Source organism: uncultured Anaerobiospirillum sp., assembly GCF_902485895.1.
In the GTDB taxonomy this organism is placed as follows: domain Bacteria; phylum Pseudomonadota; class Gammaproteobacteria; order Enterobacterales; family Succinivibrionaceae; genus Anaerobiospirillum; species Anaerobiospirillum succiniciproducens.
The window spans coordinates 24,639-37,149 of sequence record NZ_CABTML010000114.1 but is presented as its reverse complement, the minus strand read 5'-3'; the positions used below and the strand labels follow the sequence as shown (position 1 = coordinate 37,149).

Annotated in this window: 9 protein-coding genes; 2 read left to right on the top strand and 7 right to left on the bottom strand. The window is 43.0% G+C overall.

Going from position 1 to position 12,511, the window contains the following annotated elements:
• The first annotated feature begins 276 nt into the window (after positions 1 to 276).
• Positions 277 to 1,710, top strand: coding sequence for an adenosylmethionine--8-amino-7-oxononanoate transaminase (gene bioA, locus RDO37_RS09935; protein WP_308498975.1), 1,434 nt, complete (start codon positions 277 to 279; stop codon positions 1,708 to 1,710).
• A 201-nt stretch (positions 1,711 to 1,911) separates the two neighbouring features.
• Here the strand turns inward: bioA and RDO37_RS10885 are convergent, their stop codons facing one another.
• The 3 genes from RDO37_RS10885 to RDO37_RS09925 all read right to left on the bottom strand — a co-directional run bounded on the left by RDO37_RS10885 (position 1,912) and on the right by RDO37_RS09925 (position 5,518).
• Positions 1,912 to 2,067 carry a tyrosine-type recombinase/integrase gene (locus RDO37_RS10885; RefSeq protein WP_374045315.1) on the bottom strand — a complete coding sequence of 52 codons (156 nt, stop codon included), beginning with the start codon at positions 2,065 to 2,067 and terminating at the stop codon, positions 1,912 to 1,914.
• 233 nt (positions 2,068 to 2,300) lie between these two features.
• A complete protein-coding gene (locus RDO37_RS09930) occupies positions 2,301 to 3,743 on the bottom strand; it encodes an MFS transporter (RefSeq protein ID WP_308498974.1) in 1,443 nt (480 codons plus the stop codon).
• Between the two features lie 1,034 nt (positions 3,744 to 4,777).
• Positions 4,778 to 5,518, bottom strand: a complete 741-nt coding sequence (locus RDO37_RS09925; RefSeq protein WP_308498973.1) for a dethiobiotin synthase — start codon at positions 5,516 to 5,518, stop codon at positions 4,778 to 4,780.
• 367 nt (positions 5,519 to 5,885) lie between these two features.
• Here RDO37_RS09925 and RDO37_RS09920 point away from each other — a divergent pair, with 367 nt between their 5' ends.
• Positions 5,886 to 6,389 (top strand): phosphatidylglycerophosphatase A, encoded by a 504-nt coding sequence (locus RDO37_RS09920; RefSeq protein WP_027939048.1) that lies wholly within the window; start codon positions 5,886 to 5,888, stop codon positions 6,387 to 6,389.
• Positions 6,390 to 6,524: 135 nt separating this feature from the next.
• Here RDO37_RS09920 and RDO37_RS09915 read toward each other — a convergent pair whose 3' ends face one another.
• The 4 genes from RDO37_RS09915 to RDO37_RS09900 form a co-directional block, all read right to left on the bottom strand.
• Positions 6,525 to 8,360 (bottom strand): ABC transporter ATP-binding protein, encoded by a 1,836-nt coding sequence (locus RDO37_RS09915; protein WP_308498972.1) that lies wholly within the window; start codon positions 8,358 to 8,360, stop codon positions 6,525 to 6,527.
• A gap of 353 nt (positions 8,361 to 8,713) precedes the next feature.
• Complete coding sequence (locus RDO37_RS09910) at positions 8,714 to 9,664, bottom strand: flagellin (RefSeq protein ID WP_308498971.1); 951 nt, start codon at positions 9,662 to 9,664, stop codon at positions 8,714 to 8,716.
• A gap of 278 nt (positions 9,665 to 9,942) precedes the next feature.
• Positions 9,943 to 10,881: a flagellin gene (locus RDO37_RS09905; protein ID WP_308498970.1), complete on the bottom strand. Its 939-nt coding sequence runs from the start codon at positions 10,879 to 10,881 to the stop codon at positions 9,943 to 9,945.
• A gap of 718 nt (positions 10,882 to 11,599) precedes the next feature.
• Entirely contained in the window at positions 11,600 to 12,505 is a 906-nt protein-coding gene (locus tag RDO37_RS09900) for a DUF2333 family protein (protein ID WP_308498969.1), read from the bottom strand.
• Positions 12,506 to 12,511 lie beyond the last annotated feature (6 nt).

Below are 12,511 nucleotides of genomic sequence, written 5' to 3'. Positions count from 1 at the left end.
GCCATGCCCCAAACAGCGATACACCTTGGCAATGGCCTATGCTTGCGTACTCATACAATATAAGCACTATAATCTAAGGCCATTAACACATCCCTTACAAATACGACGTTGTGCAGCCTTGATGAGGCAAGAAGGTGTATGCTTAGTGCTCTATGTAGCTGTGATATAAGCTTTTTAGACTTGCGAGCATCAAGAAATAATTATTTGTAACCCAAACTAGACTAAAAAAGGAGATAGCGCAAAATACGCCATCAGACGTTATAGCGCTAATAATCTATGAGCGAGTTAAGTTACCTAACTGATAGCTTTGACAAGAAGCATTTGTGGCATCCATACACTTCAGCTTTAGACCCACTGCCTGCGTTAAAAGTTGTCAGCGCCCGCGACCGTACTTTAGAGCTTGTAGATGGAACCAAGCTTATCGATGCCATGTCTTCATGGTGGTGCTGTAATCTTGGCTACCAAATTCCTGAGATCACAGCAGCTTTAAAGCAGCAGGTAGATCGCTTATCTCATGTCATGTTTGCAGGTCTTACTCATGATCCAGCCATTGAGCTTGGCAAGCGTTTATTAAAACTGCTGCCAGGTAATGAGCACATCTTCTACGCTGACTCTGGTTCTGTAGCCACAGAAGTTGCTATGAAAATGGCACTGCAGTATCAGCATGCTAAAGCTGTTGCTTATCAAGACAAAGACGACGCGCCATTTAACTATGCTTCCCGCAATAACTTTATTACCGTACGCTCTGGCTACCACGGTGATACTTGGAATGCGATGTCTGTCTGCGATCCAGCCGGCATGCACAATGTCTTTGGCTCAGCCATGCAACAGCGTCTATTTGCTCCTAATCCTCAAGCTCCTTTTAGCGGTAGCATTGTCTATTCACAAAGCCGCCCACAGCACGTCTCTTTAACTAAGAGTGAAGAGCTAGAATTAGTGCAAAAGGATCTTGAGAATCTGCGTAAGATGTTTGCAGAGCACTCAAGCGAGATCGCAGCCCTGATCTTAGAGCCAATCGTACAAGGCGCAGGCGGCATGTTCTTCTACTCTCCTGAGTACTTAAAAGGCATGCGTGCTCTATGCGATGAGTTTGATATCGTTCTTATCTTAGATGAGATTGCAACTGGCTTTGGTCGTACTGGAAAGCTCTTTGCTCAAGAATATGCTCAGGTAAATGCGGACATTACCATGCTCGGCAAGGGTCTGACTGCAGGCTATATGACCTTATCTGCTGTGCTGTGCGCCTCTAAGATCTCAGATGCGGTAAGCAAATCTGATCCATACGTCTTTATGCATGGCCCAACCTTCATGGCTAATCCACTTGCTTGCTCTGTTGCTTGTGCATCAATTGATGCCCTGCTCTCTAGAGATTGGTCTAATAGCGTTAAACGTATTGAAGAGCAGCTTAAGGATGGTCTAAAGGAGCTCTCCTCAGCCTCATGTGTTGATGAGATCCGCGTCTTTGGCGCAATTGGCGTGGTGCAGATGTATGAGCGCGTCAATGTTAAGGCTGTACAGCAAGAGTGCTTAAAACTCGGCGTATGGCTCCGTCCAATGGGTAATCTCTTATACTGCATGCCACCATTTACCACCACAAAAGAAGAAATGGACAAGATCATCGCAGCTATGTGCACCATTACACGCAAGATCGATGACGGCTCCATCCCTGCCGTTCCTCAAAGCGTCTCTTTAGAAGACAACCCTGTCTAATCGAGTAGCTCCCTTTCGGGGGCTCTCACGCTAATCATTACTTTTGAGTAATCATTACTTTTTAAGCAAACATGTTTAATATCAAAGTCTTCATAAGAAAAGTAATGATTACATTAGCGAAGCAAGCTTTAGTAGTTTTTCCTCATCACTCCAAAAATCTTTGTTTTCTGGCAGTGAATGGATTCTGTGTTCTATCGAAGTCTATACAGCCTTTCTTTTCATTTCAGTATCAGCAAAGGCATAGATCGTTGTTGTCTCAACGCTACTATGACCTAGTAGTTGAGATACCAGATCTAGAGCGACACCATTTCTATAGAGGTGCATTGCCATAGTATGTCTGAGCATATGTGTATGCACATTAGGTACAGCGTCTGTTTAATGAAGCTTACGGAGACTATTCTGTTGGCGATAGTCATCTTATTTCTGGAATATATGCGGTTAGCTTAAAGCTATTGATGTAGTAAGTAATTTTTTTTAGGGCTTTGTTTGCATTGTGCTAATGTGCGAATAAAAAGGCCATAAAGCTTGCGGCTTTATGACCTTTTGTAGGATAAGTTCTATTAAGAGCAGCTTAATTATTATTTGGTAAATTATGCAGCTAAGGTTGAACTTTCATTAAGAGAGCTTTCATTTTCTGCCTTTCTAGACTCTAAGTAGCCCAGAGTTGAGAAGACAATACCTAAGAGACCTAAAGCGGCAGAGATAGCTAAGATCACTACAGATGCTTGAGCAAACTGCTCTGGATAAGCGATAGAACCTGGTGCTGCACTTACTAAGGCAGCAATTGTTACGGTTACTAAAGCGTAGGCTGTGCCTTGACCTAAAGATCTGCCTAATTGTTGCATTGAGGAGGCTAAAGCATAGTCCTTTGGAGCAACGGATAAGGTAATTAAAGTAGTATTAGGGGCAGAGAACAGGGCAAAACCAGTACCCACAGCTAATTGGCGTAACACTAAGCTTAGTACTGTAGTATTGGTGTCAATTACTACAAAAGTAGCTAAAGCTATGGTCTGAATGATTAAGCCTAAAGTTACAGTAGCATTGCCTCCTAAAAGCTTAGTAATACGGCCAGTAAAGTAAGAAACTACAGCAATAGTAATAGGTTGTACTACGATGATGAAACCTGCTGCGCTGGCACTAATGCCTAAGGTGTATTGTGAGAATAAAGCTAATAATACAGGTTCGGCCATTACTGATACATAGGCGGCAAAGCTGACTAAGAAGCAGTAAGTAAAACGTCTATTGTTAACTAAAAACTGTACAGGAATGACAGTGGATAATTCTTGATAGTTGTCCTTCTTATAGTTTTGGTATTCATAGATCACTAATACAGCTAATAATGCTAAACCAGAGGCTAGACCATAGCGAGCATAGCTAAAGGAAGCTAAAGCTGATAGGGAGAGTAAACATAAACCAATGGAAAGAACAAAGAGTACCAACTTGCCATAAGGAAAAGACTGATCTTTAAAGTTAAGAGCTTGATTATCCTTAGGGATACGTACGGCTAAGGTTAATAAAAGAACCATAGCTGAGCTGGCAGCATAAAACATGTACTGGTAGCCATAATTATCAATGATCACTCCGCTAAAGCTTAAAGAAGAGGATACGCCTGTATAGGTTAGGCATACAGCAATGCCAATGGCGATATAGCGTTTGCCAGTAGGAACATGATTAGAAATCAAAGCCATGCCAGTAGCTAAACACATAGAAGCAGCAGCACCTTGTAAAATACGGCCCAATACTAAGATTAATAGGGTAGAGCTTAATGGTATTAGTGCGGTGATTACTGCACATGAGCTAAGGCCTAATAAAAAGATAGTACGATTTGAAAAACGCTTGGCTAATAATGAAGCTGGCAGTAAGAAACATGCCAAAGCAGTAGCATAGCCTGTAAGGGCAAAAGATGCGTATTGAGGTAAAGTTTGGTAGTGTTCTACGAAAAATGGCACGGCTACAGTCAAAGCATTACCAATATACGAGCTAAGAAAAAGACTCAAGCTCACGCAGCCAACAACAAGTTTAGAGTTGCTCATGAAAAATATCCTTAATCATATTGGGCTGTTCTTGATGCCTAATACCAAAATTAAAGTCATAATTGTCCAGTAATGTATGACTGTACTCATGCAAGCAAAGCACAAAGCGTAGCGTGCAAGCAGTATTAAGGCTGGGTATTAATCAAGTGTTTGCTATCGTCGCGACTGAAAGCATGACTAAATATACTACGGCAAGCTGATAAAATGATATAGATCACACTCTAATCTAGTCTTTGCACCAAAATATTCTTTAAAAATTAGTCTAGGATATATTGAGGATCTTTCGCCATATATTTACAAAATACATTGGTGAAGAGGATATCTATGGGAAAATCAGCCATTCTTCGCATCGTATCGTTGAAAGATATAGGCGTCTTTTTGGGTCAATGTTATTTTTTGGGTCAATGTTATTTTTTTGTGGGATCCATAAAATCCCATTTGTCAAATTTAAAACTATTCAAGCCTCAAGGCCGTAGTATTATTTCTTCCAAAGCGCCTAGAGGCATCCATAATTTTCACGAAGAAGTACTTCGTGTCCGGTATGCCATAACTAGCTCGTCTAAAAGTTACATACCTCTTCTAATCATAAGTCATGATGGCTTTACTTCAGCTGGGTATAGCTTTTTTCTTCTAAACCCACAAAAAATATCATTGAACCGATTTTTATAATATCGAATCAAAACCGACTTCCTTTAGCATACATGTCACCATGCACACCTTGTCTTCAGCTAACGCTTCCCACTAGCGGGAACGTAAGGGACTTTAACCCTCTAGAAATTGCTCATGCTGAGCACACAACAAAAGCCCCAAAGAACGTATCTAAAGCTCTCAATGGTCTAGCCAAACCAATGGCTAGGCCATCAGGCATCAAGCTTTGCGGCAACAACAAGCATCTACCCTCATGCAACTAAGTGAGACACTTATCTGATCAATCAAGCGCACTCATCAACATCTGCATAAAGAGTTAAGCATGTGACTACGACAATGCGATAAGCCTAAACATAAGTATTACTGCTTAGCAGCCGCCCGCATTTTTAGAATGTAATATCGTCGTAATCGTCGCTTACGTCCATATCATCTGCAGCGCTGTAGAAGTCTAAATTGTCTTGACGCGCAAAGAGCTCATCAAATGGCAGGCTTAACTGAATTGAAGTCTGATTCTTAGCTACAGTAGCAATAACTGGGGTTTGGCTAAAGCGCTCAATAAGCTTTAATGAATCACGATGAGCATAGTTAGCTTGATCGTAGTCATTGATAATGATGCCTGGAACGTTAAGGCCCATACGACGTAAGTAGAGCACCGCAAGAGTAGATAAGTTCATGGACTTAGCACTCATACGCACAATTGGCACCACGTTAAGACGCAGTCTGGAGATAATGTCTTCTTGTAAGAGCACCTCATTATCTTCCATGATGAGCGGAGAGATAATGTCACCAATGCCCTCTAATACCATGCAAGAGTGAGTAGCAGTATTCCAGCCAAAGCGCTCTTGGATTACCTGAGCGTCGATGTAATTACCGGTCTTACGACCTAATAAATGCACTGGACCAGACTGACGATAGATGTATGGGATCATCTCAGTAAGCTCCTGACCTGTTGGGACTAAGGAGCGGATTTGGGCGGCTTCACTTTGCTCAATGGACTTAACGCCAGTAGATGCACACTTAAAATAGCCTGGGTTTAAGCCTGATTGTTTGAGCGCTTTAAGTAACAAGGCTGAAATGTAAGTTTTTCCAGCTTTTGGCTCGCATCCGAGTAAGGCCACACCAGGCATATTAATCTCCTAAAACTATGTACGTATCTAAAACAGCACCCACATTTTACTAGTAATAGCGGTCACTTTTTATAAGCAAAAGCACATAAATCTGCTAATAACGGTACTAACTTTTCACTAGCAAGAGTACCTAAATTTGCTAGTAACGGTACTAACTTTTCACTAGCAAGAGTACCTAAATTTGCTAGTAACGGTACTAACTTTTCACTAGCAAGAACACTCAATGTTTACTAGAAAACGCGCTGAAAAAGCACGATTATTAACTTTGCTTTGTCTAACAAAGTTTGCTCGCAAGCTATTATTGTAGCAGCGCTTAATATCAAGCTGCTACAATAGCGTGAATCAATATCACAAAGGAAGAACTCTAATGGCCGACTATGCCCTGCTCCGTAAGCTTAATCTTAAGAACCCATGGCACCTTATCGCAGTTGGTTTTGGCAGTGGTTTAAGTCCTAAAGCACCTGGTACTGCAGGATCTTTTTTAGCCATGTTTATCTGCATGGGCCTCATCATGGCTCCTTGGTATGCAGCTCTGATCGCCGCAATTGTATTCTTCTTTTTAGGCGTTAAAGCCTGTAATGAGGCAGAGAAAGCTATGGGAACCCACGATCACGGCGGTCTAGTCGTCGATGAGTTTGTGGGCATGTTTATTACTGTAATTGCCTTCCCTCAAGGACAGTGGCACTTAGCTTTCCTTGCTTTTGTAGTATTCCGCTTCTTTGACATCCTCAAACCATTCCCAGTCAACGTAGCCGACCGCAAGATCACCGGCGGCCTTGGTGTCATGGTAGATGATGTCCTAGCCGGCATTTACTCTCTAATCGCCTGCCATATCATTCTTTACTTTACTGGCACAGCCCTGTTCATTTAAGGGAAGCGCCAAAACCGTATACAGCTCTAGCAAACTTATAAACATCTTCCAAATAAGGCAAAGGCACCTCATGGTGCCTTTTTGCTAATACAGGATCGTTAAGCCTAGCTCCACACAGAAACTTTGGCTACCACGCTAAGAGCCAATAAAGCCACCTGCCTGACGGTTCCATAAACGAGCGTATAAGCCATCTTTATTAAGCAGCTCTTCATGAGTGCCTTGCTCAACAATGGTTCCCTGCTCCATCACCACAATGCGATCCATCATCACTAAAGTGGATAAGCGGTGGGCAATAGCAATTACCGTTCGTCCTTTCATAATGGTTTCAAGATTATCTTGAATGATGTGCTCAGAATCTGAGTCTAAAGCTGAGGTAGCCTCATCTAAAATTAGAACAGGAGCACCCTTCATTACCACACGTGCAAGAGCAATACGCTGACGCTGACCACCTGATAGCTTAACGCCGCGATCACCAACCATTGCATTAAATCCCTGTGCTCCCTTTAAGTCTGACAGGTTTTGGATGAAGTCTAACGAGTCGGTCAGGATTGCAGCTCGCTCTAAATCCTCTTCACAAAAGTCAGAGCAACCGTATGCGATGTTCTCGCCTACAGTACGGTGCAAGAGTGCAGGATCTTGAGCCACCATAGCAAAAGAGTCATGCAGGTCTTCTTGACGCAAATCCTTGATGTTGACACCATCAAGCAAGATAGCGCCAGACTTAATATCGTAAAAGCGTAATAGCAATGAAATTAAGGTGGACTTACCTGCACCTGATGGACCAACCACACCAATCTTCTCACCTGGTTTAATGTGCAGATTGATGTTCTTGATGATGTTTTTATCATCACGATAGCGGAAAGAAACATCTTTAAACTCGATATCACCCTTAACATCCTTAAGCTCATGAGGATGAGCAGGATCTTGAATGCTCTTTGGACGGGCAATAGTATTGATGCCGTCGTATACAGTACCGATGTTCTCAAAGATGGCACCGATCTCCCACATCATCCAACGAGACATATTGATTACACGAATGGATACAGCAATAGAGATCGCTATGGCTCCTGAGGAGATCGCGTAGTTTGACCATAAGAACAAGGCTAATGCTGCAGTAGTAATCAGCATAGCGTAGTTCATAAGCTGCACAGACACGTCAAACATAGTAAGAACACGCAGCGCACGATATTCAGCCTTAATGTAGTCACTCATGGCATCTTGAGCATACTTACGCTCTCGACCACGACCACCAAAGAGCTTCACGGTAGAAATATTCACATAGCTATCTACGATACGGCCAACCATGTCAGAGCGAGTATCGGCCTGTGCTTGGGCCATGCGGCGTAGCTTAGGAATAAAGATAAATACCGCGTTTAGATAGAGAACTAGCCATACCATCAGAGGGATGGCTAAATACAGATCAGCATCTGCAAGCATCCACGCCATGGTCGCAAAATAAACCATTAAGTGGACCAATACGTCCATGAGCTTGAGTACCGAGGTACGCACCGCCATGGCAGTTTGCATTACCTTGTTGGCAATGCGGCCTGCAAATTCTTCAGTAAAGAACGATAATGACTGCTCTAGAAGATAGCGATGCACCTGCCAGCGAATCTGCATTGGGTAGTTAGACGAAACCGTTTGGCGCAGCAAGAGCGAATGCAGCACTGTAGCTACAGGCAAAACAATGCCTGCCACGATCACCATCAACATCAGATTGGTGCCATGGTTTTGAATGAATTCAGATGGGGAAGAGGATTGAGTCCAATCAACGAGCAGGCCTAGACAGATAAAGAACAGAGCTTCACCTGCAGCCATGCATGAGGTCAAAAAGGCAATGATGGCTAGAAACGGCCACAGACCTTTAGTGTAGAAAAGGATGAAACGAATCAGGCCCTTAGGCGGTTCTCCTTTGAGCGCAGATGGGAATGGTGGAATCAAATGTTCAAAAAAGCGCCATATTCGCTCCACGATAACCTCCTGCAAGAATCAATAAGCCTAAAGACACAAGCTCAAAACCTCATCAAGAGGCCTAACGAGCTAAGACATTAGCTAAAACTTTAGCAAAAACTTGAGCAAAACATTTGCCAAAACAAACGCACATGCTCAACTAGCATCAGCTCTTAACTACAGCATAGTATACGACATGAAACATAGTCAGATTATAGGCAGATAGCATAGATTTTAGAATGCCACACCATCTAGCAACTGAAAAATCAAAAACACCCCCTCAAAAACGCAAAAGGCAGCCATACGGCTGCCCTTCATATTAATCTTAAAAAAGATCTTTGAGCCTGCTCAAGCGAGCAGAAGCTAGATAGCTATTAGCCTAAGAGGCTTAAGCCAAGCTGAGGACGGGTATTAGCCTGCATCAGCATGGAAGCAGCGGCCTGCTGAATGATTGACTGCTGTGATAAGTTAGCAGACTCTTCAGCGAAGTCAGCATCACGAATACGGCTACGAGCGTCAGCCTCATTGGCTGCAACGTTAGACTGGTTACGGATAGATGACTCAAGACGATTTTGGATGGCACCTAAATCGGCACGCTTGCTATCAACCTGCGCAATCATCTGATCCATAGCAGTGATAATATCTTGAGGAGCATCAGCTACTGAGAAGTTTACCTTTACAGCGCCATTAGCATCTTCTTTTGTAAATGCCTTAGTTGCATCACCAAACTTTGCCTGATCTACACCACCATCAACACCAATTTTTGAGAACACAAAGTTATCTAATTGGAAGCTAATGGTATCACCCTTGTTTGATCCGACCTGCAGAGTAACTGTACCAGCCTTACCAACATCACCAGCAGCAGCTGCAGAGAAAATGGTGTTGTTTTTATTAGCCTCTTTAACACCATTGAGAATGCTCTTTCCTGCAAAAGTAGTTTGCTTAGCAATACGAGTGATTTCAGTTGCTAATGCAGAAGCTTCTTTTGACAAAGCCATTTTATCTTCCATGGTATTTGTTCCGTTACTAGCTTGTACTGCTAAAGTACGGATCTTCTGAAGCATACCTGAGATCTCATCCATGCCTGCTTCAGCAGTCTGAGCTAAAGCGATACCGTCAGAGGCGTTACGGTTACCCTGGTTGAGGCCATTAATCTGGGAGGTTAAACGATCGGCGATCTGGAGGCCAGCAGCGTCATCTTTGGCGCTGTTAATACGCATACCGCTTGATAAGCGCTGGTATGTGGTGGTCAAAGAGTTCTGGACATTGCCGAGGTAACGCTGACCCTGAAGGGCGGAATAATTGGTATTTACATATACTGCCATGGCCTTTCTCCTAAGATGCTTTTTGCTCTATATAGCAATCGCTATGAACTATGTCAGGAGGGCCCGGCCGCTGACTAAAGAGCACTTGAATTCTGTTTTGCAGAGTCTACTTCACGACCCTGTCTGCTAATTATCTAATCGAATATTGCCTCAGGAAATCACTTTCATCTAGAAAGATAATGAATGTTTAACATCAACACTCCTAGAAGCAGAAAACCCCGCAATTGCGGGGGTCTCCTTAAAGAGCATAAAGCTCAAATCTTTAGCTTAAAGAGCTATTAGCCTAAGAGGCTTAAGCCAAGCTGAGGGCGGGTGTTAGCCTGCATCAGCATTGATGAAGCAGCCTGCTGGATGATGTTCTGCTGAGTGAGGTTTGCAGACTCTTCAGCAAAGTCAGCATCACGGATACGGGAACGAGCATCAGCTTCGTTAGCTGCAACGTTAGACTGGTTACGGATAGAGCTCTCAAGACGATTTTGGATGGCACCTAAATCGGCGCGCTTACCATCAACATAAGCAATCATTTGATCCATAAAGCCGATAATATCTTGTGGGGCTCCTGCAACAGAGAAGTTAACAGCAACCACACCTGCAGCAGTTTCTTTAGCAAAAGCAGTTTTGTTATCGGCAAACTTACCTGCATCAACACCGCCATCTACGCCGATCTTAGAAAATACTAAGTTTTCAAGATTAAAGCTAATTACATCACCCTTATTTGAACCCACCTGAAGAGTGATTGACTGAGTTTTGCCAGCCTTTGTAGGATCTGCCTCTGGGGAAATAGAGTTTGCTTGACCGCCATTAAGAATAGACTTGCCAGCAAAGGTGGTTTGCTTAGCAATACGGGTAATTTCAGTAGCTAATGCAGTTGCTTCCTTAGATAAAGCCTGCTTATCAGACATAGTGTTAGTGCCGTTAGAGGCTTGTACTGCAAGAGTACGAATCTTCTGGAGCATGCCAGAGATCTCGTCCATACCTGCCTCTGCAGTCTGAGCTAATGCAATACCGTCGGAGGCGTTACGGTTACCCTGGTTGAGGCCGTTGATCTGGGAGGTTAAACGATCGGCGATCTGGAGGCCGGCAGCATCGTCTTTGGCGCTGTTAATACGCATACCGCTTGATAAGCGCTGGTATGTAGTAGTGAGCTGGTTCTGGACATTGCCGAGGTAACGCTGGCCCTGAAGAGCGCTGTAATTGGTATTTACATATACTGCCATGATAGACCCTTTATTCTTTGTGACTAACTTCTGGAGATAACTTTTGCTTCAAATCTCAACAGTCAAGTAGTCTGGAATTCTGTTAAGGCTAGCTTGAACTTAGTCGCTATAACCTTCTAACTATAAATACGGCATGGGTGATACGAAGTTAACTTTTTTCCAATAATTGCTTATTTTGCTTTACTTTCATAGATACAACAAAATTTTACAATTTCGCCATAGAAGATCGATGTTAATCAGATAAGCTTCACTATAGATGCAAAAAGGCAAAGCGCTTTATCATGATGGTCTATTAGACAACATAAAATTGACCCGATAGATACAACACCAATAACATAAATTGCCTTTGTTTTGTTAACTACAAATTAGCTTGCTTTTTAAAGAAGGTATTGGATTGAATAGATGCAAGATAGTCATCAACTTGTACACAGCGCTGGTTTTACTGAATGAGCTTTTAGGCAGTGATCTTTGAGTAGAAGAACTTAACGCGTTTGGCTTGAATGCGCTTTTACTTTTAGAGTTAAGGCGCTTATCGCTTGTGGTTTGAAGTGAATGAGCTTAGCGCTTTTGGTGGATAGCTAAGGATATTGTTATGGAGGGGTTTTAATGATTTGTATGGGATTTTCCAGGGATCCATCGAGGATAAAATTGATGAATCCCTGAGTAAGGAAAGGATGAGCTCAAAAACCTTAAGGCCTTTGGCTCATGAAGTTACTGACTAACGAGCCATTGCAGCTAAGATATCTGCAATACGGTTGTTAGCAACGTCAATGTGACGGGCTAAAGCAGCAGTGTGGTTTGGCAGCATTGCATCACCAACCTGGTTACCGCCTGCCATTACGTAGACTGGATTGAATTCTTCAATCATATCAAAGCGACGTAAAGCTTCATTAACATTCTCAACACCACCACGATCTACAACTGAAGAGTCAACAGCAATAAGAGCACGGAAGATGTTGGCAGTTACAGCGCAAACACCCTTAGCATAGTAAACGTTGTTATCAGTCTTGAAGTGGCCAACGTCAGTATTGTTCAGAACGCCTAAGGCATAGTCGGTCATAACTAAGCAGTACTTGATGATGTTGTAAACGTCATCAGACTTCATGTTGAATACGCCAGCATTCTTGGCATTTGTACCGATAGACTTTGCCCATGCTTCCCAGTTCTTGATACCGGCCTTGTACTTACCTTCAGCATCATAGATGAATAAGAAGCCCCAAACCTTTTCAGAGTAGCTGAAGAAACGTGAGGTAGCGTCAGCTAAACGAGGATCGATGGTGTCACGGTTGCCATAGCGGGCTACATCGTTAGAGATAACTTCTGATGCCGGACGAGTTGCATAGATAACACCCATCTGATAGTTAACGGTGTTATCGACAACCCATGGAGCAATCAGATCGTTTGGCAAGAAGCCAAACAGAGAGCCTAGCTGATCTTGCAGTGCGTAATTAACTGCATTTGCCATTACAGTGGCACGCTCTTGATCAGTTGCCTCTGGGGCAAGTGTCTCTGGCTTGTATGGATTGCTAGATGGAGATGAAAACAGGCCTATAGCTAAGACCCATAAAACTAGTACACCAACAACAGCAATGATTGCGTTGCGGATCATTGTTCCTATACTCATGTGTAA